The sequence below is a fragment of the Burkholderia sp. FW306-1C-G01B genome, assembly GCF_058781685.1.
This window is the reverse complement of sequence record NZ_JBYSWZ010000006.1, coordinates 321,039-343,651: the sequence shown is the minus strand read 5'-3', so window position 1 is coordinate 343,651 and position 22,613 is coordinate 321,039. Positions and strand designations below refer to the sequence as shown.

The 22,613-nt window shown below is 66.6% G+C and carries 22 protein-coding genes; 13 read left to right on the top strand and 9 right to left on the bottom strand.

The annotated features are described in order from the left end of the window. Positions 1-24: 24 nt before the first annotated feature. Positions 25-672, bottom strand: coding sequence for a LysE family translocator (locus tag AC3WLY_RS14925; RefSeq protein WP_310135972.1), 648 nt, complete (start codon positions 670-672; stop codon positions 25-27). Between the two features lie 106 nt (positions 673-778). On the opposite strand from AC3WLY_RS14925, the gene AC3WLY_RS14920 reads away from it, so the two are divergent. After that, a complete protein-coding gene (locus AC3WLY_RS14920; protein ID WP_175963940.1) occupies positions 779-1,630 on the top strand; it encodes a LysR substrate-binding domain-containing protein in 852 nt (283 codons plus the stop codon). A 22-nt stretch (positions 1,631-1,652) separates the two neighbouring features. On the opposite strand, the gene AC3WLY_RS14915 is transcribed toward AC3WLY_RS14920, so the two are convergent. Next, positions 1,653-2,543 (bottom strand): LysR substrate-binding domain-containing protein, encoded by an 891-nt coding sequence (locus tag AC3WLY_RS14915; protein WP_492308655.1) that lies wholly within the window; start codon positions 2,541-2,543, stop codon positions 1,653-1,655. A gap of 152 nt (positions 2,544-2,695) precedes the next feature. On the opposite strand from AC3WLY_RS14915, the gene ydiJ reads away from it, so the two are divergent. Then, positions 2,696-5,746: a D-2-hydroxyglutarate dehydrogenase YdiJ gene (gene ydiJ, locus AC3WLY_RS14910; RefSeq protein ID WP_175963938.1), complete on the top strand. Its 3,051-nt coding sequence runs from the start codon at positions 2,696-2,698 to the stop codon at positions 5,744-5,746. Between the two features lie 93 nt (positions 5,747-5,839). Here the strand turns inward: ydiJ and AC3WLY_RS14905 are convergent, their stop codons facing one another. From AC3WLY_RS14905 to AC3WLY_RS14895, 3 genes are all read right to left on the bottom strand, one after another. Continuing rightward, positions 5,840-6,142 (bottom strand): XRE family transcriptional regulator, encoded by a 303-nt coding sequence (locus AC3WLY_RS14905; protein WP_175963937.1) that lies wholly within the window; start codon positions 6,140-6,142, stop codon positions 5,840-5,842. 87 nt (positions 6,143-6,229) lie between these two features. Then, entirely contained in the window at positions 6,230-7,384 is a 1,155-nt protein-coding gene (locus AC3WLY_RS14900; RefSeq protein WP_175963936.1) for a branched-chain amino acid ABC transporter substrate-binding protein, read from the bottom strand. A gap of 636 nt (positions 7,385-8,020) precedes the next feature. Beyond that, positions 8,021-8,920: a DMT family transporter gene (locus AC3WLY_RS14895; protein WP_175963935.1), complete on the bottom strand. Its 900-nt coding sequence runs from the start codon at positions 8,918-8,920 to the stop codon at positions 8,021-8,023. Positions 8,921-8,977: 57 nt separating this feature from the next. On the opposite strand from AC3WLY_RS14895, the gene AC3WLY_RS14890 reads away from it, so the two are divergent. From AC3WLY_RS14890 to AC3WLY_RS14875, 4 genes are all read left to right on the top strand, one after another. After that, a complete protein-coding gene (locus AC3WLY_RS14890) occupies positions 8,978-9,964 on the top strand; it encodes a LysR substrate-binding domain-containing protein (protein WP_492308656.1) in 987 nt (328 codons plus the stop codon). Between the two features lie 169 nt (positions 9,965-10,133). Beyond that, positions 10,134-10,796: a nitroreductase gene (locus AC3WLY_RS14885; protein ID WP_175963933.1), complete on the top strand. Its 663-nt coding sequence runs from the start codon at positions 10,134-10,136 to the stop codon at positions 10,794-10,796. Positions 10,797-10,908: 112 nt separating this feature from the next. After that, positions 10,909-11,370 (top strand): sodium:proline symporter, encoded by a 462-nt coding sequence (locus AC3WLY_RS14880; RefSeq protein WP_175963932.1) that lies wholly within the window; start codon positions 10,909-10,911, stop codon positions 11,368-11,370. Positions 11,371-11,593: 223 nt separating this feature from the next. Then, the gene (locus tag AC3WLY_RS14875; RefSeq protein WP_492308728.1) at positions 11,594-12,085 is read left to right on the top strand and encodes a hypothetical protein; all 492 of its coding nucleotides are present in this window, start codon (positions 11,594-11,596) and stop codon (positions 12,083-12,085) included. A 134-nt stretch (positions 12,086-12,219) separates the two neighbouring features. Here the strand turns inward: AC3WLY_RS14875 and AC3WLY_RS14870 are convergent, their stop codons facing one another. Together AC3WLY_RS14870 and AC3WLY_RS14865 are read right to left on the bottom strand one after the other, a co-directional pair. Beyond that, positions 12,220-13,392 (bottom strand): porin, encoded by a 1,173-nt coding sequence (locus AC3WLY_RS14870; RefSeq protein ID WP_492308657.1) that lies wholly within the window; start codon positions 13,390-13,392, stop codon positions 12,220-12,222. A 214-nt stretch (positions 13,393-13,606) separates the two neighbouring features. After that, the gene (locus tag AC3WLY_RS14865; RefSeq protein ID WP_492308658.1) at positions 13,607-15,463 is read right to left on the bottom strand and encodes an ABC transporter ATP-binding protein; all 1,857 of its coding nucleotides are present in this window, start codon (positions 15,461-15,463) and stop codon (positions 13,607-13,609) included. A gap of 290 nt (positions 15,464-15,753) precedes the next feature. Between AC3WLY_RS14865 and AC3WLY_RS14860 the strand changes: the two genes are divergently transcribed. From AC3WLY_RS14860 to AC3WLY_RS14835, 6 genes are all read left to right on the top strand, one after another. Further along, entirely contained in the window at positions 15,754-16,320 is a 567-nt protein-coding gene (locus AC3WLY_RS14860) for a TetR/AcrR family transcriptional regulator (RefSeq protein ID WP_072440392.1), read from the top strand. Positions 16,321-16,543: 223 nt separating this feature from the next. After that, the gene (locus AC3WLY_RS14855; protein ID WP_034182523.1) at positions 16,544-16,969 is read left to right on the top strand and encodes an organic hydroperoxide resistance protein; all 426 of its coding nucleotides are present in this window, start codon (positions 16,544-16,546) and stop codon (positions 16,967-16,969) included. Between the two features lie 57 nt (positions 16,970-17,026). Continuing rightward, positions 17,027-18,061, top strand: a complete 1,035-nt coding sequence (locus AC3WLY_RS14850; protein ID WP_492308659.1) for an alpha/beta hydrolase — start codon at positions 17,027-17,029, stop codon at positions 18,059-18,061. Between the two features lie 350 nt (positions 18,062-18,411). Then, positions 18,412-18,783 (top strand): CidA/LrgA family protein, encoded by a 372-nt coding sequence (locus AC3WLY_RS14845; protein WP_034182620.1) that lies wholly within the window; start codon positions 18,412-18,414, stop codon positions 18,781-18,783. Further along, positions 18,780-19,514 carry an LrgB family protein gene (locus AC3WLY_RS14840; protein WP_034182521.1) on the top strand — a complete coding sequence of 245 codons (735 nt, stop codon included), beginning with the start codon at positions 18,780-18,782 and terminating at the stop codon, positions 19,512-19,514. Before AC3WLY_RS14845 ends, AC3WLY_RS14840 begins: the two co-directional genes overlap by 4 nt. A 226-nt stretch (positions 19,515-19,740) precedes the next feature. Then, a complete protein-coding gene (locus tag AC3WLY_RS14835; RefSeq protein WP_175963927.1) occupies positions 19,741-20,046 on the top strand; it encodes a hypothetical protein in 306 nt (101 codons plus the stop codon). A gap of 120 nt (positions 20,047-20,166) precedes the next feature. On the opposite strand, the gene wrbA is transcribed toward AC3WLY_RS14835, so the two are convergent. Beyond that, positions 20,167-20,769 carry an NAD(P)H:quinone oxidoreductase gene (gene wrbA, locus AC3WLY_RS14830; RefSeq protein WP_175963926.1) on the bottom strand — a complete coding sequence of 201 codons (603 nt, stop codon included), beginning with the start codon at positions 20,767-20,769 and terminating at the stop codon, positions 20,167-20,169. Between the two features lie 61 nt (positions 20,770-20,830). Then, a complete protein-coding gene (locus AC3WLY_RS14825; RefSeq protein ID WP_175963925.1) occupies positions 20,831-21,556 on the bottom strand; it encodes a pirin family protein in 726 nt (241 codons plus the stop codon). A 128-nt stretch (positions 21,557-21,684) separates the two neighbouring features. Between AC3WLY_RS14825 and AC3WLY_RS14820 the strand changes: the two genes are divergently transcribed. Beyond that, the gene (locus AC3WLY_RS14820) at positions 21,685-22,602 is read left to right on the top strand and encodes a LysR family transcriptional regulator (RefSeq protein WP_425130629.1); all 918 of its coding nucleotides are present in this window, start codon (positions 21,685-21,687) and stop codon (positions 22,600-22,602) included. Positions 22,603-22,613 lie beyond the last annotated feature (11 nt).

The window sequence follows — 22,613 nt, the reverse complement described above, 5'->3', positions numbered from 1 at the left end:
GCCTGCGCCGCGCCAGCGCGGCACTCACGCCACGCCAGCCATCTTCGATGCATCGACAACCATCTGCACGCCGAGGCTGCCGAGGATAAGACCCATTGCCCAGCGCTGTGCGAGCAGCAGCGCCGGGCGCCCGTGCAGGAATTTCGCGATGCTGCTCGAACAGATCGCCACCAGCCCGTTTGCCGACGCGAACGCGGCGATCAGCAGTGAACCGAGAAACAGCGACTGGCCGAACACGCTGCCTTGCCGGTAGTCGATGAACTGCGGCAGCAGCGACACGAACAGCATCGCGAGCTTCGGATTCAGCACGCTGGTCGTCGCGCCCATCGCCAGCAGCCGCAGCGGCTGCTCGTTCGGCAGCGCCCGCACCTCGAACGGCGAACGCCCGCCGGGCCTGACCGCCTGCCATGCGAGGTACAGCAGGTAGGCCGCACCGACCGCACCGAGCACGCTGCCCGCATAGGGCACGCTCATGAACAGCGTCGTGATGCCGAACGCCGCGCCGAACATGTAGAACAGGTAACCGATCATCACGCCGGCCAGCGAAATGAGCCCGGCCGCGCGCCCTTGCGCGATCGAGCGCGACATCACGTAGACCATGTTCGGCCCCGGCGTGACCGCGAGCATGCCGCCGATGACGAGAAAGCCGTAGAGCGATCCGGACGTATGCATGTTTTCCGCTTCCTGCAACGAGTGCTGACGGGATTCATTGTCCGACCGTGGAGGTGAACAGTAAAACGGGATAAACTGAATCGATTGATCAGATTATCTGAATGAAATGAAGAAGCTCGACCTCGATGTGCTGGCGATGGTGGTGGCCGTCGCGGAATCCGGATCGTTCGCGCACGGCGCGCAGGCCGTGCATCGGTCGCCATCGGCGGTGAGCATGCAGATCAAGGCGCTGGAAGACGCGCTCGGCAAGCCGCTTTTCATCCGCGACACGCGCAACGTGACGGCCACCGACGACGGCAGGACGCTCGCCGAATACGGGCGCCGGATGCTGGCGATGCGCGACGAGGCGTGGGCATCGGTCGTGCGCCCGGAGATCCGCGGCCGCGTGACGATCGGCGTGCCCGACGACTACATTTCGTCGCTGCTGCCGCAGGTGCTCGGCAAATTCGCGGCGATGCATCCGCGCGTGGAAGTGCGCGTGATCGGCCAGCCGAGCAGCGCGCTCGTGCCGATGCTGAAGGACAATACGGTCGACCTCGCGTGTCTCACGCGGATCAAGGGCGTGACCGGCGAGCTGATCCGGATGGAGCCGATCGTCTGGACCGGATCGCCGAAGCGGAACGTATGGGAAGAGCGGCCGCTGCCGGTGGCGTTTTTCACGCACGGCGGCAGCATGGCGCGCGATCACGCGATCAAGGCGCTGAACCGGCAGCGCATCCCGTTCCGGATGTCATACGAAAGCCCGAGCTACCTCGGGCTGCTCAGCATGGTCGAGGCCGGGCTCGCCGTCGCGCCGCTGGCGCGCTGCTGCATTCCGGAACACCTCGTCCAGCTTACGGAGAGTCACGGGCTGCCGCCGCTGGGCGAACTCGAGGTCGTACTCGCACGCAGCGCGCAGTCCGCGCGCCCGCCGTGCGACTACCTCGCCGAGCAGATCCTCGGCGAATGGCGCGCGTGACCGGCACGTTGCCGGCGGCATTTCAGCACGATTTCAGCAACCATTCGCGGAACGCGACGAGTGACGGCAGCGTCTCGTTTCCCGGCGGGTAGACGAGGTAATAGCCGCGCTGGCTCGTAATCGCGTCGCCGATCGACACGAGCTCGTCGCGGCTCAACTCGTCTTCTACCAGCACCTTCGGCACCAGCCCGATCCCCATCCCGGCCCGCACGGCCTGGATCAGGTGCGACGTCAGCTCGAAGCTCGGGCCGATGCGCATCTGGCGATGGTCGAGCCGATAGTGCGAGAACCACTCGGCCCACGCCTGCTGGTTGCTCGTCACGCCCAGCAGCGTCTGTTTCGCGGCCCAGGCCGGCGAGCGTGCTTCGGCCTTGCGGCGACTGCCCACGTCGGGGCTCGCGATCGCGATCAGGAACTCGTTGTACAGCCGATGCGCGTGCAGGCCGGGCCAGTCGTCCGCGCCGACGGTGATGGCCGCGTCGAGGTCATCATTGAGGAAATCGATCGCGCCGATCCGCGAATGAAGATGCACGGTCACGCCCGGATGCGCGGCGTAGAAGTCGTGCAGGTGCGGCAGCAGCCATTTCGAGCCGAACGTCGGCAAGGTCGCGAGCCGCAGCGTGCCGGCGCCTGCCTGGTGGGACATGGCCTGCAGCGTCGCGCCGCGGATGCGCCCCAGTGCGCCGCTCAGCTCGACGAAGTAGCGGCGCCCGACTTCGGTCAACTTCACGGAGCGGCCTTCGCGCCGGAACAGCGGCACGCCGAGCTGATCCTCGAGCGTCTGGACCTGCCGGCTGATCGCGCTCTGGCTCAGCGACAGTTCCTCGGCTGCGCGCGTGTAGCTTTCGTGCCGCGCGGCTGCCTCGAACACGAGCAGCAGCGACATCGACGGGGTGAGGCGACGGTAATTCATGAGTTTTATGCAATATTCGCCGGGCGAGAATTCGTTTGTTTCTCGCGGAATTTGCCAAGATACTGCAATTCCCGGTTGCGTGGAAACTTGCTCAAAACTCATGTTTCGAAGCACGCGAGCACACCGGTTCACCCACCTTGCGCCTTTACCCCATGTCGATCGCCCCGTTGCCCCGTCCCGCCAGCCCGCCCGCGAACGCGTACCGTGACTTTCTCGCCGCGCTGCAGGCCGCCGGGTTCGCCGGGGAAATCCGCGCGGACCACGCGAACCGAACGGTGCAGGCCACCGACAACTCGATCTACCAGCGCCTGCCGCAAGCGGTGATCTGTCCCGCGCATGCCGACGACGTCCGGCTGGTGGCCCGGCTGCTCGCGGAACCCGCGCATCGCGATGTCGCGGTGGCCGCGCGCGGCGGCGGCACGGGCACCAACGGGCAGTCGCTGACCGACGGCGTGGTTGTCGACCTGTCGCGCAACATGAACCGGATCCTGGAAATCGACGTCGAGCAGCGCTGGGTGCGCGTGCAGGCGGGCGTCGTCAAGGATCAGCTCAATGCCGCGCTGAAGCCGCACGGGCTGTTTTTCGCGCCGGAGCTGTCGACGTCGAACCGCGCCACCGTCGGCGGGATGATCAACACCGACGCGAGCGGGCAGGGCAGCTGTACGTACGGCAAGACGCGCGATCACGTGCTCGAACTGGACTTCGTGCTGATGGGCGGCGAGCACCTGCACAGCGGCGCGCTTGCGGACGACGAACTGGAGCGCCGCTGTGCGCGGCAGGATCGCGTCGGCAAGGTCTACCGCACCGCGCGGCGCATCAGCGACGACAAGGCGGCGCTGATCGAAGCGAAGTTTCCGAAGCTCAATCGCTGTCTGACCGGCTATGACCTCGCGCACCTGCGCGAACCCGACGGCCGCTTCAACCTGAACAGCGTGCTGTGCGGTGCCGAAGGCTCGCTCGGTTTCGTCGTCGAGGCGAAGCTCAACGTGCTGCCGATTCCGAAGTATTCGGTGCTGGTCAACGTGCGCTATGCGGGCTTCATGGACGCGCTGCGCGATGCGCGCGCGCTGATCGGGCACAAGCCGCTGTCGATCGAGACGGTCGACTCGAAGGTGCTGATGCTCGCGATGAAGGACTTCGTGTGGAGCAGCGTGGCCGAGTATTTTCCGCAGGACGACGACCGGCGCCCGACGCTCGGCATCAACCTGATCGAATTCAGCGGCGACGATGCGAACGACGTCGATGCGCGCGTGCGCGCGTTCGTCGACCACCTGCGCACCGATACGAGCGTGGAGCGCCTCGGCCATACGCTCGCGGCCGGCGACGATGCGGTGAAGCGCGTATATGCGATGCGCAAGCGCGCGGTCGGCCTGCTCGGCAACGTGCAGGGCGAGGCGCGTCCGCAGCCGTTTGTCGAGGACACCGCGGTGCCGCCCGAGAACCTCGCCGCGTATATCGCCGAATTCCGTGCGCTGCTCGACGGCCACGGGCTGCAGTACGGAATGTTCGGCCATGTCGACGCGGGTGTGCTGCACGTGCGTCCGGCGCTCGACATGAAGGATCCGCGGCAGGCCGCGCTGGTGCGGCCCGTGTCGGATGCGGTGGCCGAACTCACGCAGCGGCATGGCGGCCTGCTATGGGGCGAGCACGGCAAGGGCGTGCGCTCCGAATATGCGCCGGCCTTTTTCGGCGAGCTGTATCCGTCGCTGCAGCAACTGAAGGCTGCGTTCGATCCGTACAACCAGTTCAACCCGGGCAAGATCGCGACGCCGCCGGACCACGCGATGCGGCTGCTGAAGATCGACGAAGTACCGACGCGCGGCGACCACGACCGGCAGATCGACGAGCGCGTGTGGCAGAGCTACGGCACGGCGATGCACTGCAACGGCAACGGCGCGTGCTACAACTTCGATCCGGACGACGCGATGTGCCCGTCGTGGAAGGCGACGCGCGAGCGCGTGCATTCGCCGAAGGGGCGCGCGTCGCTGATGCGCGAATGGTTGCGCCTGCAAGGACAGGCCGGTGTCGACGTCGTCGCGGCGGCGCGCGCGCGGCAGCCGTTCCTGAGCGGCGTTGCCGCCCGCTGGCGCAACAGCCGCGCCGCGCGCAGCGGCGCGGCCGATTTCTCGCACGAGGTGTACGACGCGATGGCCGGGTGCCTCGCGTGCAAGTCGTGCGCGGGACAGTGCCCGGTCAAGGTCAACGTGCCCGAGTTCCGTTCGCGCTTTCTCGAGCTGTATCACCGTCGTTATCGGCGGCCGCTGCGCGACTACCTGATCGGCTCGCTCGAATTCACGATGCCGTGGATGGCGCGGGCGCCCGCGCTGTACAACGGGCTGATGCGCGCGGGGTGGGTGCGCACGCTGCTGGAGCGGCAGGTCGGCATGGTCGACAGCCCGCTGCTGAGCCGCTTCGATCTCGCGGCCGTGATCCGGCAATGGCGCGTGAAGCCGGCCGACCCGCATGCGCTCGCGGCGCTGAGCGATGTGCAGCGCGCGCGCAGCGTCGTCATCGTGCAGGACACGTTCACGCGCTATTTCGATACCGAGCAACTTGCGACGCTGATCGAGCTGGCGGCGCGCGTGGGTTTTCAGGTGTGGCTCGCGCCGCTCGCGCCGAACGGCAAGGCGCTGCATGTGCAGGGCTTTCTGCGGGCGTTCGAGAAGGCGGCGATCCGCAATGCCGCGCAGCTTGCGGCGCTCGCGCGGTCGGGCGTCGCGCTGGTCGGCCTCGATCCGGCGATGACGCTCACGTATCGGCAGGAATACCTGAAGGTGACGGGGCTCACCGATGTGCCGAAGGTCGCGCTGCCGCAGGAATGGCTGCTGCAGGCGCTGCCGGAAGCCGGCGCGGACGGCGTGTCCCGTACATACCGGCTGCTGCCGCACTGTACCGAGAAGACCAATGCGCCCGACAGCGGCAAGCAATGGGCGCAGGTGTTCGCGCGGCGCGGGCTGCGTTTGCAGGTTCAGGCGACCGGGTGCTGCGGGATGTCCGGTACGTATGGGCACGAGGCGCGCAACCTGCAGACGTCGAAGACGATCTATTCGCAGTCGTGGGCCGCGCACGTCGATGCGCCGGGGGACCAAGGAGAGGCGCTGGCGACCGGGTATTCATGTCGCAGCCAGGTGAAGCGCATGTCGTCGACGCAGTTGCGTCATCCGTTGCAGGCGCTGCTCGATCACGTTCGTGCGGCGGGGTGACGATCGGGCGGTGCGTGCTGCATTGCCCGTGTGACGGCGTCGCGCGTCGCGCGGCAATCTCAGTGCCGCCATCGACGCATGCGAAAGGGTCAGTCAGGAATCGGCTTTCGCGGCCTTCCGCGCATGCGTCTTGTCGGCCGCGGGAAACGTGCCGACGCCGCGCGGCCGTTTCGGTTCGATCCGCATTTGCCGGATCACGCGCCGGAAGTCGATCTCGTGCGCGGCCAGCGCGCCGATCAGCTTCGCGATGACCGCGAGGTGGGAGGGCACCGTGCCCTTGCTCGAATAGTTCGTGATCGAGCTTTCGTTCATCCGGATCAGACGCGCGAACTCGCGCGACGTCAGCTGCGCTTTTCTCAACTCCTGCTGAAATTCGGTATACGCCATTGCACACATGTTGCTTCGTCTCCGTGTTTCAGAAATCGGCCCGCGCGGCGCCGGCGCCGACGGGTGGCGTTCCCGTCGTGCCGGCGCACTGGCGGGTTACATCTTGACCTGGTCGAGGAAGGTCTTCTTGCCGGTCTTGTAGCCGTAGATCGAGATGATCCCGTGCGTCAGGTCGCCCTTCGCGTCGAACGTCGTCGTGCCGATCACGCCGTCGTATTTCGTCGCCGGCATCGCCGCGAGGATCTTCGCCGGGTCCGTCGAGTTCGCGCGCTTCATCGCGTCGACGGCGATGTAGACCGCGTCGTACGCGAACGGCGCATCGAACTTGATGCCCTGGTTGAAGCGCTTTTCGTACTTCGCGACGAACTTCGCGCCGCCCGGCATCGTCTCGAGCGCCGCGCCGGCCTGCGAGCACAGCACGTTGTCGGCTGCCGGGCCGGCCAACTGGGCCAGCGAGTCGGTGCACACGCCGTCGCCGGACAGGATCTTCGCGCGCAGGCCGAGCTGCTTCGCCTGCTTCGCGAGCGGGCCGCCGGTGGCGTCCATGCCGCCGTACATGATCGCGTCGGGGTTCTCGCCCTTGATCTTCGTGAGAATCGCGCGGAAGTCGACCGCCTTGTCGTTGGTCGCATCGTGCGACAGCACCTTCAGGCCGAGCGCCTTCGCCTTCTTCTCGAACTCGTTCGCGAGGCCCTGGCCGTATGCGGTCGAATCGTCGATCACCGCCACGCTCTTCACGCCCTTCGACTGCGCGTAGCTTGCGAGCGCCGGGCCCTGCTGCGCGTCGGTCGCGACGACGCGGTAGGTCGTCTTGAAGCCTTGCTGCGTGTAGGTCGGGTTCGTGGCCGACGGCGAGATCTGCACGATGCCGGCATCGCTGTAGATCTTCGATGCCGGGATCGACGTGCCCGAGTTCAGGTGGCCGATGACGGCGACGACCTTGTCGTCGACGAGCTTTTGCGCGACCTGCGTCGCCTGGCGCGGGTCGGCCGCGTCATCCTGCGCGTCGAGTTGCAGCGTGACCTTCTTGCCGCCGATCGTCAGCCCCTTCGCGTTGATTTCCTCGACCGCGAGGCGCGCGCCGTTCTCGTTGTCCTTGCCGAGGTGCGAGATGCCACCCGTGGTCGGTTCGACGCTGCCGATCTTCACGACCTGATCGGCCATCGCGGTCGACGCGGCCGCGAATGCGGCGGCGGCCAGTGCAACGGTGATCAGGGGTTTGCAGCGCATGCCGACAATGCTTCGTTCCATCTGCCATCTCCGAATTGAATGTCTTTCTTCGACGTCTCGACCGGCCGGCTGCGGGCCGGGGCGATCGGACGAGTCTCCGTACCCATCATGGGCTTCACTTGCATCGCGCCCGGCCGTGTGACGGGCCGCCCGGGCGAGCGGGCGGGCTATCGCCCGGCGCCATGCAATTCGTATGAATATATCCGAAGCCGATTTTGCGCGCTGCAGCGAACCGTGTGACGGGGCGGGCACGGCCCGATTCGGTGCCCGGATTTCGAAGGTTCCGGATGCCGGGAAATCGCGCGACGTGGCTGGCCAGGCTGCGGTTCGCTGTCGATGGCCTTACGGCCACATCCATTATTCGGCCGGTTGCAGGGGTGAAGCCATGGACACTGATACGCGGTCAGTCGGGAACTGTTCGGTCGATTTGTCTGCACAGTTTGGACGCTCGCCATCGCGCATCCGGGTTCATGGAAAAGTTTCATCGAGCGCGATACCTTTCATATGCAACTAACGGTCATGCCCGGCAGTGCCGACGGATTGGCGCGGGTCGACTGCCCGGACAATGCATCCGGCTTCGCAGATGTCGGGGGCTCGCCTGGACCACCACGCTTTCGGATCGTCGGGCCGGCATTGCCATCCGGTGCAACCGCGATCCTACGAACGTCCGCGCAATGCGACGAAGACCACGCCTGCAATCGCCAGCAGGCCGCCGCATAGCGTTTCGATGCCCGGCCGCTCGCCCGTCAGCACCGTCGACAGGGCTGTCGCGACCGCTGGCGTAAGATAGAGGAAGTTGGCGGCGCGCGCCGCACCGAAGTAGCCGAGTGCGAAGGTCCAGGTCGCGTAACCGAGTGCCGCGGGAAATACGCCGAGGATCAATACCGCCAGCGTCGTGTCGTGCGACGCGCCGCCGAGCGAGTGGAGCGCGCCGGGCAACCAGGGTGTGAGCAGCAGCGCGCCGGCCAGCAGCGTGTACGCGGCACAGGGCAGTGCGCCGTACACGGGAATCAGCCGCCGCTGCAATACGAAATAGCTGGCCGAACACAGGGCCGCGCCGAGAATCAGCGTGCTCCCCGAGCCGAGGACAAGCCCGCCCGGCTGCCCATGCGCGATCACCGCAATGCCGGCCAGGCTGACCAGCGAACCGAGCCATCCGCGGAGATTGAATCGTTCGCCGAGAAACACGGCGGCAAGCAGCGCCGTGAAGATCGGCAGCGTGTTCACGATGAAACTCGCCGCGCCGGCCGACACGGTTCGCTCGCCGGTATTGAGCAGTGCGTTATAGAGCGCGATGCCGAGGAAACCGCAGGCCAGGAAGCGCAACGCGTCGCGTTTCGCGGGCCTCGTAGGCTGCCGCCACGCAAGCCACGCGATCACGAGCAACGCGGCGGCGGCAAAGCGCGCCGCTGCGAGTTGCAGGGGCGCCAGGCCGTGCAGGCCGATCCGGATGAACGGGAATGCGGAGGCCCACGACACGATCGTGAAAGCGACCGCGCCTGCCGCGACCAGCGGTTGTCGCGCGCCGCGCGACGACGGTGAGGAAAGGGTATTCATGCGGCAATGGTGCGATGTTGCGAGATGTTAAGCTAGCGCACAGATCAACATCCGGATATGACCATGGCTCACAGCTCGGTTCGGCGGCGAGCCGATAGTCCGGCGCGTGCGCGTCAGGTTGCGGATGCACTGCCGGTTGCAGCGTCGGCGCCTGGCCCGCGGCCGCCGCTTGCCAGCCTGGAGACCGTCTGCACGGTGGCACGTCAGGGTTCGTTCCTGGCGGCCGCCGACGTTTCCGGCGTGACGCACGGCGCGATCAGCCGGCGGGTGGCCGCCGTGGAAAACTGGCTGGGCATGGCGCTGTTCGAACGTCATGCGCGTGGCGTGCGCCTGACGCCGGACGGACAGCGCTTCGTCGGCCGGATCGAACAGGCGTTCGCGATCATCGACAGCGCGGCCGACCAGTGGCGCTCGCCGCGTACGCCGCGACTGGTCAGGATGAGCGTGGTGCCGGCATTCGCGCAGCTCTGGCTGTTCGAGCGGCAGCATGCGCTCGAGAGCGAGGCCCCCGCGTTGCGGATCGAACTCGGCATCGAGCTTCGCAACGTGGATATCGCCGGCGGCGAAGCGGACCTGTCGATCCGGTATGGGCGCGGCAACTGGCGTCAGCTCGAAACCCGCGCGTTCATGCCGGAGCGGCTTTATCCGGTCGCGCATCCGCGGCTCGCCGCGCAACTGGCAAAGGTGCGCCGCCGGCGCGGCGATGCCGCGCTGCTCGAGATGCCGCTGCTGCACGATTCCGACGTGACCGGATGGCGCACCTGGTTCGAGTCGCTGGGCATTCCGTTCAAGCCGCGGGCGCAGGATCGCCGTTTCGAGGATTACAACCTGGTGCTGGCGGCAGCCGAAGCAGGGCTCGGCGTGGCGCTGGCGCGAACGCCGCTCGCGGACGCATATCTGAAGCGCAGCGCGCTCGTTCGGGTGAGCCGCCACGAGGTCGATTCGCTGCTCACGTACCACTTCGTGCATGCGAAGGGGGAGAGTCGGCCGGAGGTGCTCGCGTTGATGGAGCGGATGCGGGCGGCGTTGGCGGAGCAGGGTTAGGTGGTGGGGGCGAGGGGGCCTGCTTCGGCGGCGCGCTCGGGGCCCGTGCCTGGATACATGGAGATGGGCCGCGGGATCGTCGACAACGCGACCGCGGAAACGATGAGGTTGGAGAGATGAACGCAAATCGAGAAATTGTGCAGCCGTTCGGATGCACGGGAGGTACACGATGAACAGACCAGACAAGTCGTCGAAAGCGCGTGCGGCGCTTGATCAGTTGTTCTCGGGCCTTGCGCCCGCGGACGCGAAGAGTGCGTCACGTCCGGGCAATCCGTTCGAAGCGGCGGGAGACGAGGTGTCCATCGACGCCGACGGCCGGGTTGAAGTGACGCTGTCGACCAGAATCCAGTTGCGCGGCTATCCGGGCGCGGACGCGTTCATGAAGCGCATGGCCGAAGCGTGGGGCCTCGAGTGGGGGACGTATGACAGCGTTCAGGCCATCGCGAAGCTGCCTGCCGGATGGCGCTCGCGCCGGCTTCCGGAAGTCACGCAGATCGTCGACGGACACGATGTGCTGCGCGCGGAGAGCAGCCTGCAGGGCGGCGAGATGTCGTATCTGAAAGTGAACCCGCGGTACTACATCGACGCACGCAAGGGGTTCGGCTGGGGAAAGTCGTCGAAGGCGTCCGACGATCCGGATCTCGACGGTCCCGACTGGAACTGCTTCGTGATCGATCGGGAAAAGTCCATCGAAGTGCACGAATTGACGACCTCGTCGTTGAAAGCCGATATGGACAATGCCCGCGCGACATTGCTGAAATGGCTTGACGAACACTATCCCAAACATCGCGATCCGTTTGCGTACTGGACGGACTGCGAAGGGGCGTCCTGACTTTGCGTGGCCGCCCGGTTCGGTATCGCGGGCACACGCTGCCCGATCGGAATCGGAGCGAACGGCGCGCACGCCGCTTCGATGCATCGGCCGGTCGCGATGGGGGCGCCAATTGAAACAAACCAGTCCGGTCCCGATTCTCTGGGCAGCGTTTGGCGCGGCTGTCGGGTCGACCGTCATCGAGCTGCTGCTCTGGTCGATCGCCGGCGATGACGCCGTTCGGAACCTGCTTCGCGACGCGCGCCTGACGGCAGCGATCGTGATGGGGCGCGGCGTGCTCGGCACGTCCGCCGGCTTCGATCCGATGGTCATGGGTGTCGCGACACTCGTGCATGCCGCTCTGTCGCTTGCCTATGCAGCCGTGTTGGCGAAGGTGGTCCGGAACATGTCGCTCGGGGCCGCGCTTCTCGCCGGCGGCGCGTTCGGGTTCATCCTGTACGGCGTCAACCTGCACGCCTTCACGGCGATTTTCCCGTGGTTCATCCCGGTTCGCGGCGCGATCACGCTGGTGGCCCATCTGGTATTCGGGGTTACGGCAGCGGCTATCTACCATGTCGTCAAACGCCCGGTTTGACGGTGACCGCCGCAACGATTGCCGACGGCTCCCGCTTCCGTCATTCGCATCCCGACCCCTGGAATAACCGGGCGTGCTGCTTCGTTTAGCCGTCAGGAGACCCGATACGAAGCGGTGGCCCGTTACCGCCGCGCGATGAATCTTGCGCAAGCAATCCAGCGTGCCGGGCGCCGCCCGTGACGCCGGCGGTCAAGTGGTCGGGGCAACAATGCAGGAGCCGATCATGTGCAACATGTTTCGATTCGGGATAGGCATCGTCTGTCTTGGCCTTTCCGCGCCCGTCCTTGCGCAAATGGACGACGAATTACCGGACTACGGCACAAACTGCCGCGCGGTCGTCGCGCAAGCGGACATCGACGGCACGGAACAGCAAATCGTGGGGCGGGCGTGCCTGCAAAGCGATGGCACATGGCGGATCGTGCAAAGTGACGACGGCAGCGTGCTGTGGTACCCGGCGGCGGCCTATCCGTATCCCGACCCGTGGTATTGGGGGCCGCCGCTTTTCATCGGCGCGGGCGTGAGCTTCGTCTTCGTCGATCGGTTCCGTCATTTCCACCACTTCGATCACTTCAATCAGATGGATCATCGCCGCTTCGGCGTGCCGATGGGCGCAGGCTTTCACCGTAGCCCGTTCCTCGGCGGCGGCGGGCATGGGTTCGGCGGCATGCATCGGTTCGGTGGCATGAGCGGGGCTGGCGGAATGCGGCGCCATTAGGCCTGCGTTTCGACGTACGGCAACCGCGTTGCCCGGTTCAAACACTAAGTTTAGCTGAACGTTTTGCACGGAAGCGCGAACAGCGTAAACGGCGCAGGCGCGCACCATGGTGCGCGCCTGTCTGGCTGTCGCGATCAGAACTTGTGGCGAATCCCGACGATCGCGAGTTCCTGCGTATCGGTGCCGGAGTTCACGCCGTACGAGCCGACCGACGCGGCGGCCTTCACGGTCGCACCGCTCGCGTTGAGCGTGTTGCCGCTCGCCTTCTGATAGCCGAACAGCGCGTACAGGTCGGTGCGCTTCGACAGCGCGTAGTCCGCGCCGAGGTTGACCTGGTTGTAGTGCGCGGAAGCCGGGCCCGTCAGCGACGTGTAGTTGTAGCCGACGCCCGCGCGCAGCGCCGGCGAGAACTGCCAGTTGAAGAACGCCGAGCCGTTGTTGAACTTCGCGTTCTGGCTGAACGCCGACAGCGTGTCCGCGCCGTACTGCGTGTTCGAATACGCGAGGCCGAAGGTCGCCGGCCCGGCTACGTACTGGCCGGCCACGCGCACGATCTGGATCGACTTCGCGCTCGAAAAGCCCTGGTTGATCACGGTATTGAACAGCGTGTCCGAGCTGCTCGACCACGTGCGCACGCCGTTGGCGGGCGTCGAGCCGCCGTTCGCGTAGAAGAAGCCGGCGCCGAGCGACAGCGGGCCGTTCGCGTAGCTCGCGCCGAAGCTGTACGTGCGGCCGTTGCCGGTGGCGCCCGCGACGCCGCCGAAGCCGTACAGCGCCGCGAACTGGAAGCCCGAGATCAGCGGGCTCGTGTATTTCACCGAGTTGCTGACGCGCAGGCTGTTGTCGTAGTTGTCGAGATCGCCCGGCGTCGCGAATACGCCGCCGAAGTAGTTGTCCTGCGTGAGGCCCTGCACGAGATCGACGACCGGATCGTACTGGCGGCCGAGCGTCACGGTGCCGTACGTGCTGCTCGCGAGGCCGACGACGGCCTTGCGGCCGAATTCGCGCTGGCCCTGGCCGAGCGCGCCGGTGCCGATGTTGAAGCCGTTCTCGAGCTGGAACAGCGCGGACAGCCCGCTGCCGAGATCCTCGATGCCGCGCAGCCCCCAGCGGCTGCCCGACAGGTTGCCGCTGCTGAACTTGACGAGGCTCGACGCGTTGCCGCCGCTCGCGTTCTGCGCGTTGTGCACGTATGCGATGCCCGCGTCGGCGATGCCGTACAGCGTGACGCTGCTTTGCGCATGCGCGCCGGCGGCGCAGAGCGCGGCCGGCAGCGCGAGCAGTGCGAATGAGCGGATTCGTTTCATGGTCGGATTCCCCCGTTGGTCGATGTGTCTGACGAGTCGGTGAACGATACGGACAGCGCATCGTCGAGGGAACCAACAAATTGTCGAATCGTTATGAGGCGGCGCGACGCTCCGGTTGCCGCCGTATGGTTGTGCTGGCAACCGATGCGGCAGGGGCACGCCGTTTCAGGCGTCTGCGCTATTGGGCACGACGCCTGGCGTTTCGACACGGCGCCTACTGCTCCGCCCCCTCCGCTTCCGCCGTTTCGCCGAGGAACCCGCCGCTCTGGTGCGCCCACAGCGCCGCATAGATGCCGCCCGCCTGCAGCAGTTGCTGGTGCGTGCCTTCCTCGACGATGCGTCCTTCGTCGAGCACGATCAGCCGGTCCATCGCCGCGATCGTCGACAGCCGGTGCGCGATCGCGATCACCGTCTTGCCGCTCATCAGCGTGTCGAGGCTGCGCTGGATCGCGACTTCGACCTCGGAATCGAGCGCGCTGGTCGCTTCGTCGAGCACCAGGATCGGCGCGTCCTTGAGCATCACGCGCGCGATCGCGACACGCTGCCGCTGGCCGCCCGACAGCTTCACGCCGCGTTCGCCGACCTCGACGTCGTAGCCGCTGCGCCCGTGGCGATCGCGCAGCCGGTCGATGAACTCGGACGCTTCCGCGCGCACGGCCGCGTCCTGCATTTCGCGCTCGGTTGCATCGGGTCGACCGTACAGCAGGTTCTCGCGCATCGTCCGGTGCAGCAGCGACGTATCCTGCGTGACCATCCCGATCGCGCTGCGCAGGCTGTCCTGCGTGACGTGCGCGATGTCCTGCCCGTCGATCCGGATCGTGCCGCCGCCCACGTCGTAGAAGCGCAGCAGCAGGTTCACGAGCGTCGACTTGCCGGCGCCCGAGCGGCCGATCAGGCCGATCCGCTCGCCCGGCCGGATCGTCAGGTTCAGCCCGTCGAACACCGCGCGGTCGTTGTCCTCGTGCGCGAACTGCACGTTGTCGAACACGATCCCGCCGCGCTGCACCGCGAGCGGCTTCGCATCGGGCGCGTCGACCACGCTGCGCACCTTCGTCAGCGTGTTGATGCCGTCCTGGATCGTGCCGACGTTCTCGAACAGCTCGGTCATCTCCCACATGATCCAGTGCGAATAGCTCGACAGGCGCAGCGCCATCGCGATCACGGCCGCGACGACGCCCGCGCTCGCTTCGCCATGCATCCACAGATACAGCGCGAGGCCGGTCGAGCCGACCAGCAGCAGCGTCGACAGCAGGTGGTTGACGATCTCGAACGCGCTGACGAGCCGCATCTGCGCGTCGCCGGTCGCCTTGAACGCTTCCATCGCACGGCGTGCGTGGTCGGCTTCGCGCCGCGTATGCGAGAACAGCTTCACGGTCGTGATGTTCGAATATGCGTCGGTGATGCGGCCCGTCATCAGCGCGCGCGCGTCGGCCTGCCGGCTGCCGACGGCGCCGAGTCGCGGCACAAAAAACGCGCATGCCGCGCCATAGCCGAGCGCCCACAGCGCGAGCGGAATCATCAGCCGCCAGTCGAAGCTCGCTGCAAGCGCGAGGATGCCGATCAGGTAAGCAGCGACGCCGATCACGACGTCGACCGACATGAACAGCGCATCGCGCACGGCGAGCGCGGTCTGCATGATCTTGGTCGTCACGCGGCCGGCGAATTCGTTCGCATAGAACGACAGGCTCTGGTCGAGCATCAGCCGGTGAAACAGCCAGCGCAGCCGCATCGGGAAGTTGATCGCAAGCACCTGGTGCTTGACCATCGTATGCAGCGCGATCAGCAGCGCGCTGCCGACGAGGATCGCCGCGAAGCCGGCGAGCGTGCCGAAGTGGCGGCCGCCGAACTCCCCCGGCGTCGCCGCCGACGACAGCCAGTCGACCACGCGCCCCATCATCGCGAACAGTGCGGCTTCGTACGCGGCCAGCGCGGCCGACGTCAGCGCGATCAGCAGAATCCAGCTGCGTGCGCCTTTCGTGCACGCCCAGACGAACGAAAAGAATCCCTTCGGCGGCGTGACGGGATCTTCGAGCGGGAAAGTCGGCAGGCGCCGTTCAAACCACGAGTACATCGACTGTTCTCCTTATTCGGTCCGACGCAGCGGGCGGGCCGGTGATGCAGGTGCCGGGCGCGACGCGATGTCGGGGTGCTGGCGCGCACTCCGTACCGACCGACGATTGCGTCGTGGTCGCGTCGCCCGGCTGCGAGTGTCGCATCGATTCGATCGGGCTGCAGGCCGGTTGTAAGCAGCAGCGGCCGTGCGGGGCGGCGCGTGCCTGTACCGCGGGGCTTTCGGGACTTTTCATCCCGCCCCAAAAAAAGTCCTTGACTGTCTATCTATGAGTAGATAAAGTTCGATCCATGGAAACGAAACCGACCGTCCGCGAACAGATTCTCGACCACGCGATCACGCTGATGATGCTGCGCGGTTACAACGGCTTCAGCTATCGAGACCTGTCCGACCTGGTGGGCGTGAAGACGTCGAGCATCCACTATTACTTCCCGTCGAAGGATGACCTCGTGCTGGAAGCGGTAGCGGCCTACAGCGACGAAGTCCTCGCGGCCATGCGGGCGATCGATCCGGCGTTGCCGGCCGACGTGAAGCTGAGCCTGTACACGAAGCTGTTCGGCCGGACGCTCGGCGACGGCAACCAGATCTGCCTGTGCGGGATGCTCGCGGCCGACATCGAATCGTTGCCGGAGAACGTGCGGCAGGCCGTGCAGGCATTTTTCAAGGCCAACGAGAACTGGCTTGCGGAATTGCTGGCGCAGGGCGCGAAGGAAGGCACGCTGCAGTTCAGCGGCAAGCCCGAAACGGCGGCGCGCGCGTTGTACGCGGCGTTCCAGGGCAGCGTGCTGGCCAGCCGGCTGTTTCACACACGGGCGCGTCTCGAGGATGTCGAGGCCGTCTGGAAGACCCGGTCCTGACGGACGGGGCAAGCAGTCAGGCGGTTCGCCGCCTTTTGTCGGGTTTTGTTATCTATCTTTTGGTAGATAGATAATCGGAGCAGGTGGATCGCCCGCCTGCATTTTTTGGGGATGTTTATCTATCTATGGGTAGATAAACAAGCGTGACGCCGGCGGCAAGGCCTTCGGCGCGCGGTCCCGGGTTGGAAGGCTGTTTCACTCACTGATTGAAAAGGAGTCTGTCATGTCGATCGAAAAAGTGCTGTACCGCGCCCATGCAAAAGCCACCGGCGGCCGCGACGGCCGTGCCACGGTGCCCGAAAGCGGCCTGGATCTGAAGCTGACCACGCCGCGCGAACTCGGCGGCGCGGGCGGCGCAGGCGCGAATCCCGAGCAACTGTTCGCGGCCGGCTATAGCGCGTGCTTCATCGGCGCGATGAAGTTCGTCGCGGCCCGCGACAAGATCGCGATCCCCGCGGATGCCGCCATCGAAGGCAGCGTCGGCATCGGCGCGATCCCGAACGGTTTCGGCATCGAAGTCGAACTGAAGATTTCGCTGCCGGGCCTCGATCGCGACACCGCGCAGACGTTGATCGACCGTGCACACGTCGTCTGCCCGTACTCGAACGCGACGCGCGGCAACATCGACGTCACGCTCACGCTCGTCTGATCGCACGTACTACGAACCATTGATCGCCATTCACCGGTTAAGCCAAGGAGTTTCATCATGAAGATCGTCAAGCCGCTGCTGATCGCCGCCGCCGTCGCGGCCGCGTTGTCCACCGCGTCCGCCGCATTCGCCGCCGGCGCCGAAGCCGTCCGGCCCGATGCGGCGACGAGCGGGTTCCTCGCCGCGCTGAACGGCCAGAAGGGCCCCGGCCTCGAAACGTTGAGCCCCGCGAAGGCACGCCAGGTGCTCGTCGACGCGCAGAACGGCCCGAAGGTCGACCTGTCGGGCATCGACGTGTCGAACCGCACGATCGAGCAGGACGGCTTGGCGGTGCCGATCACGATCGTTCGCCCGCAGGGCGCGACGGGCACGCTGCCGGTGTTCATGTTCTTCCACGGCGGCGGCTGGATTCTCGGCGACTTCCCGACGCATGAACGCCTCGTGCGCGATCTCGTCGTGCAGTCGGGCGCCGTCGCGGTGTTCGTGAATTACACGCCGTCGCCGGAAGCGCATTACCCGGTCGCGATCAACCAGGCGTATGCGGCGACGAAGTGGGTGGCCGCGCACGGCGCGGAGATCGGCGTCGACGGCGGCCGCCTCGCGGTGGTCGGCAACAGCGTCGGCGGGAACATGGCGGCCGTGGTGTCGCTGATGGCGAAGGACAAGGGCGGCCCCGCGATCCGCTTCCAGGGCCTGATGTGGCCCGTCACGGACCACGACTTCAATACGGGCTCGTACAACGCGTATCAGCAGGGCCACTTCCTGACGCGGCCGATGATGAAGTGGTTCTGGGACGCGTACACGAAGAACGAAGCGCAACGCAACGACGTCTACGCGTCGCCGCTGCGTGCGAGCACCGCGCAGTTGAAGGGCCTGCCGCCCGCGCTGATCCAGGTCGCGCAGTTCGACGTGCTGCGCGACGAAGGCGAAGCATACGGCCGCAAGCTCGACGCGGCCGGTGTCGACGCGACGACCACGCGCTACGACGGCACGATTCATGATTTCGGTCTGCTGAACGCGCTGGCTGCGGATGCACCGACGAAGGCCGCGACGAAGGCGCTGGCGAATGAAATCGCGACTCGGCTGAAGTAACGTGGCGGGTGGCATTCGAATTCGAAAGAATGCATTCGAATGCGAAACACGAAGCGGCGGGCTCATGCCCGCCGTTTTTGCATACGGACGACAGGCGCGGTGAAAGACGACGCCACTCGCGTCCGGACCGTCGCGCGATCGCTCCTTCGTCTCGCCCGGTTCCGCCCGCTCTCTTGGCTGATCCGACCGGATTGAAACGGCCGAACCGGGATCGCGCGATCGTGCGATTGCGCCGTCGCGACCGCTCGCAGGCATTGTTGGTACGATCGCGCATATCGTTCACGCCGGCGCCGCAAGCCGCCGGCCCGGCGGCCGCGCGGACTCGCGGCCACCTTCCGGAGAAGCGGTTCATGCTGCAGGCGTTCGCGGTCTTGCTGGTCTTCCAGTGTCTAGGGGAAGGCGTGTCCTATCTGTTCGCCCTGCCGGTGCCGGGCCCGGTGATCGGCATGCTGCTGCTGTTCGGCTTCGTGATGCTGCGTCCGCAGGTGGCCGACGCGATCGAGCCGACCGCGCTCGAGCTGCTGCGCCACCTGTCGCTGCTGTTCGTGCCGGCCGGCGTCGGCATCATGGTGTCGGCCGACCGCGTGCGCGGCGATGCGGTGGCGGTCGTCGTCGCGCTGGCGGTGAGCACCACGCTCGCGATCGCCGTGACGGCGCTCGTCACGCGTGCGCTGCTGCGGCGCCAGCGCCGCGCGGACGGCACCGCGGAGCGCACGCAATGACGGCCTTTCCGAAACTGGGCGCGATCTGGGTCTATCTCGCGGCGACCCCGCTGCTGGGCCTGACCATCACGTTGATCGCATATCTGTTCGCGCAGGCCGTTTATGCACGGGCGCGCTTCAACCCGCTCGCGAACCCCGTGCTGATCGCGGTCGCGCTGATCGTCGTGCTGCTGACGATCACGCATACGCCGTATCCGACCTATTTCGAAGGCGCGCAGTTCGTCCATTTCCTGCTCGGCCCCGCGACCGTCGCGCTCGCGCTGCCGCTGTACCGGCAGTGGTCGAAGCTGCGGCGCAGCGCGCTGCCGCTGCTCGTCGGCCTGCTCGCAGGCTCGCTGACCGCGATCGTGTCGGCGGTCGGCATCGCCGCGCTGTTCGGCGCATCGCACCAGACGATCGCGTCGCTCGCGCCGAAATCGGCGACGACGCCGATCGCGATGGCCGTCGCCGCGGAGATCGGCGGCATTCCGTCGCTGACCGCCGTGCTCGTGATCTCGACCGGGATCTTCGGCGCCGTGTGCGCACGCGGGATCCTCAACGCGCTGCGGATCGACGAGCCGGCCGTGCGCGGCTTCGCGCTCGGCGTCGCGTCGCACGGGATCGGCACCGCGCGCGCGTTCCAGGTCAGCGAGGAGGCCGGCGCGTTCGCCGGGCTCGGAATGGGGCTGAACGGCGTGCTGACGGCGTTCGTCGTGCCGATCCTGCTGCCGGTGCTGTCGCGCTGGGTCTGAGCGTCGTGTGCCCCGGGTTATCGGTTTCCCTGATGGGCGCGGACGGCATGGCGACACGACGGCGTGCCCGGCGCGCATGTATCGCTGTCGTTATCAGGAGAATTCAGGAACGCACACGGACATTTGCACAGCGATCGGCTAACGTTGCATCGGCGCCGTTGTCGCAAGCCGTCGCGTGCGCGCTGATATTCGACCCACAACCAATGATCGACAAGGAGATCCGGCCATGAAGAAGTCTCGCGTGGTTTCGGTGGCAGTAGCAATAACGGCGTCGTTCGGTCTGCTGTTGACCGCCGCGCCGGCGGCATACGCGCAGGACCCGGCGTCCGCGCCGACGCAGAAGCAGCTCGACAAGGCGCAGAAGAAGGCGGCGCGCAAGGCGGCACGGGCACGCCACGCGTCGGACCTGAAGGCGATCGGCACCGGCAGCGGTTACCGGCTGACCAACGACCAGAGCAATTATCCGCAGAACGCCGTGCAGAAGGCGCCCGCGACGAAGGCGGCGCCCGCCGCGCCGGCTTCGGGGCAGTAATGGCCGGCAAACACGCATGAACGGACGGCGCCGGGTTGCCCCGGCGCCGTCCGTTCGTGTGCGGTTTTCCGGGAATGCCGGACCGTGTGCGGCCGGCGGATTCCCGGATGGCGCGGCGCGTTACGACGCGAGCTTGCTCGCGAGTTCCGCGACGTGCTTGCCCTGGTAGCGCGCGATTTCGAGTTCGTTCGCGCTCGGCTGGCGGCTGCCGTCCGCGCCTGCGAGCGTCGTCGCGCCGTACGGCGTGCCGCCGGTGATTTCGTTCATGTTGACGAGCCCGCTGCATGCATACGGCACGCCCACGATCACCATCCCCTGGTGCAGCAGCGTCGTGTGGAACGACGTGATCGTCGTTTCCTGGCCGCCGTGCTGCGTGCCGGTCGACGCGAACACGCTGCCGATCTTGCCGACGAGTGCGCCCTTCATCCACAGGCCGCCGGTCTGGTCGAGGAACGTGCGCATCTGGCCGGCCATGTTGCCGAAGCGGGTCGGCGTGCCGAAGATGATCGCGTCGTAATCGGGGAGTTCGTCCACCGTGGCGACCGGTGCGGCCTGGTCGACCTTCACGCCGATCGCCCTGGCCTGATCGACGGGGATCGTTTCCGGCACGCGCTTGAGCGCGACCTCGACGCCGGGCACCGATTTCGCGCCTTCCGCGACGTGTTGCGCCATCGTTTCGACGTGCCCGTAGGACGAGTAGTAAAGAACGAGTACCTTGGCCATGATGCGAATCTCCGATTAAAAAGGCCCCGCGTTCGGCGGGGCCTGGTTTCCCGAGCGGGCGTTATGCCCACTCGGCCGTCACTTCGACCGGGCGCAGGTCGAACACCAGCACTTCGGCATCGTTGCCGTCGGCGAGCGTCAGCGCCTGTTCGCCGCGGATGCGCGCGCCGTCGCCTTCGCCGAGCGTCATGCCGTTGACCGTCACGCTGCCGCGTGCAACGTGCACGTAAGCGAAGCGGTCCGGTGCCAGTTCCAGCGTCGCGCGCTCATCGCCGTCGAACAGGCCCGCGTAGATCCGCGTGTCCTGCCGGATCTTCAGCGAACCGGCGTCGCCGTTCGGCGACACGACCAGCGTGAGCTTGCCGCGCTTGTCGTCGGCCGCGACGTTCGTCTGCTGATAACGCGGCTCGGCACCCTTTTCGGCCGGTCCGACCCAGATCTGCAGGAAGTGGACTGGCGTTTCCGGCGAGTGGTTGAACTCGCTGTGGCGCACGCCCGTGCCCGCGCTCATCAGTTGCACGTCGCCCGGCACGATCACCGACCCGGTGCCCATCGAGTCCTTGTGTTCCAGCGCGCCGTCGAGCACGTACGACAGGATCTCCATGTCGCGGTGCGGGTGCGTGCCGAAGCCGCGGCCCGGTGCGACGCGGTCGTCGTTGATCACGAGCAGGTCGGAGAAGCCGACTTGCTTCGGATCGTAGTAATTCGCGAACGAAAACGTATGACGGGAGCTGAGCCAGCCATGCTCCGCACGGCCACGTTGGTTTGCTGCACGGATTTCGATCATGATTTCTGTCCTTGAAGTCGCCGGGCCTCGGAAGTGGGTCCGGCCGTTCGTTGAGATGAATCTTAGGTCAATCGATTTGACAAATAAATGGCTGCAGAGATAATGACTGTCGCTATGGAGTGGACAATATGGAACTCAACGACTTGCGGATCTTTGTCGCGACGGTCGACGCGGGCAGCTTCACGGCGGCGGCCGACCAGCTGATGCTGTCCAAGCAGTTCGTCAGCCGGCGCACGATGGCGCTGGAGGCGTCGCTCGGCGTGCGGCTTCTGCACCGCAACACGCGCAATCTCGCGGTGACCGAATCGGGGCAGGAGTTTTATGTACGAGCGCAGCGGATCCTTGCCGAGATCGCCGACGCCGAGCAGGCAATGTCGGTGCGCAGCACCGAGCTGCACGGTTCGCTGAAGATCAGCGCGCCGCTGTCGTTCGGGATCACGCATGTGTCGCCGCTGATCGCCGAATTCCTGTCCGCGCACCCGGCCGTGCGGCTGAATCTCGACCTGACCGACCGGCGCGTCGACCTGATCGGCGAGGGCTTCGATCTCGTGCTGCGGATCGGCTCGCTCGAGGATTCGACGCTGATCGCGCGCCCGCTCGGCGCGTGGCGGATGATCGCGTGCGCGAGCCCCGCCTATCTGAAGCGACAGGGCACGCCCGAAACACCGGCCGATCTCGCCGGCCATACGTGCCTGCTGTACGGGCGCGAGCGGCGCGTCGGCTGGGAATTCCGCGTCGATGGCGCGGCGCGCACGTTCGACGTGCAGGGGCCGCTCGTCGCGAACAACGGCGAAGTGGTGCGCGACGCGGCGATCGCGGGGCTCGGCATCGTGCTGCTGCCGCACTTCATCGTCGGCGCGGCGCTCGACAGCGGCGCGCTGGTGCCGGTGCTCGATGCGTATGCGCCGTCGCCGATCACGCTCAATGCGGTGTTTCCGCAGCACCGCGAAGGATTCGTCACGCTGCGCACGTTCATCGGGTTTCTCGCGGAGCGGCTTGGCGAGACTGCGCCGGCGACGAAGGGCGGGGCGGGCAGGCGGCGGTAGCGGGCGATGTG

What these genes read in the sequence shown, in the direction of transcription:
- AC3WLY_RS14925 (WP_310135972.1), bottom strand. Translation starts at nt 672, where the DNA reads ATGCATACGTCCGGATCGCTCTACGGCTTTCTCGTCATCGGCGGCATG.
- AC3WLY_RS14920 (WP_175963940.1), top strand. Translation starts at nt 779, where the DNA reads ATGAAGAAGCTCGACCTCGATGTGCTGGCGATGGTGGTGGCCGTCGCG.
- AC3WLY_RS14915 (WP_492308655.1), bottom strand. Translation starts at nt 2,543, where the DNA reads ATGAATTACCGTCGCCTCACCCCGTCGATGTCGCTGCTGCTCGTGTTC.
- ydiJ (WP_175963938.1), top strand. Translation starts at nt 2,696, where the DNA reads ATGTCGATCGCCCCGTTGCCCCGTCCCGCCAGCCCGCCCGCGAACGCG.
- AC3WLY_RS14905 (WP_175963937.1), bottom strand. Translation starts at nt 6,142, where the DNA reads ATGTGTGCAATGGCGTATACCGAATTTCAGCAGGAGTTGAGAAAAGCG.
- AC3WLY_RS14900 (WP_175963936.1), bottom strand. Translation starts at nt 7,384, where the DNA reads ATGGAACGAAGCATTGTCGGCATGCGCTGCAAACCCCTGATCACCGTT.
- AC3WLY_RS14895 (WP_175963935.1), bottom strand. Translation starts at nt 8,920, where the DNA reads ATGAATACCCTTTCCTCACCGTCGTCGCGCGGCGCGCGACAACCGCTG.
- AC3WLY_RS14890 (WP_492308656.1), top strand. Translation starts at nt 8,978, where the DNA reads ATGACCATGGCTCACAGCTCGGTTCGGCGGCGAGCCGATAGTCCGGCG.
- AC3WLY_RS14885 (WP_175963933.1), top strand. Translation starts at nt 10,134, where the DNA reads ATGAACAGACCAGACAAGTCGTCGAAAGCGCGTGCGGCGCTTGATCAG.
- AC3WLY_RS14875 (WP_492308728.1), top strand. Translation starts at nt 11,594, where the DNA reads ATGTGCAACATGTTTCGATTCGGGATAGGCATCGTCTGTCTTGGCCTT.
- AC3WLY_RS14870 (WP_492308657.1), bottom strand. Translation starts at nt 13,392, where the DNA reads ATGAAACGAATCCGCTCATTCGCACTGCTCGCGCTGCCGGCCGCGCTC.
- AC3WLY_RS14865 (WP_492308658.1), bottom strand. Translation starts at nt 15,463, where the DNA reads ATGTACTCGTGGTTTGAACGGCGCCTGCCGACTTTCCCGCTCGAAGAT.
- AC3WLY_RS14860 (WP_072440392.1), top strand. Translation starts at nt 15,754, where the DNA reads ATGGAAACGAAACCGACCGTCCGCGAACAGATTCTCGACCACGCGATC.
- AC3WLY_RS14855 (WP_034182523.1), top strand. Translation starts at nt 16,544, where the DNA reads ATGTCGATCGAAAAAGTGCTGTACCGCGCCCATGCAAAAGCCACCGGC.
- AC3WLY_RS14850 (WP_492308659.1), top strand. Translation starts at nt 17,027, where the DNA reads ATGAAGATCGTCAAGCCGCTGCTGATCGCCGCCGCCGTCGCGGCCGCG.
- AC3WLY_RS14845 (WP_034182620.1), top strand. Translation starts at nt 18,412, where the DNA reads ATGCTGCAGGCGTTCGCGGTCTTGCTGGTCTTCCAGTGTCTAGGGGAA.
- AC3WLY_RS14840 (WP_034182521.1), top strand. Translation starts at nt 18,780, where the DNA reads ATGACGGCCTTTCCGAAACTGGGCGCGATCTGGGTCTATCTCGCGGCG.
- AC3WLY_RS14835 (WP_175963927.1), top strand. Translation starts at nt 19,741, where the DNA reads ATGAAGAAGTCTCGCGTGGTTTCGGTGGCAGTAGCAATAACGGCGTCG.
- wrbA (WP_175963926.1), bottom strand. Translation starts at nt 20,769, where the DNA reads ATGGCCAAGGTACTCGTTCTTTACTACTCGTCCTACGGGCACGTCGAA.
- AC3WLY_RS14825 (WP_175963925.1), bottom strand. Translation starts at nt 21,556, where the DNA reads ATGATCGAAATCCGTGCAGCAAACCAACGTGGCCGTGCGGAGCATGGC.
- AC3WLY_RS14820 (WP_425130629.1), top strand. Translation starts at nt 21,685, where the DNA reads ATGGAACTCAACGACTTGCGGATCTTTGTCGCGACGGTCGACGCGGGC.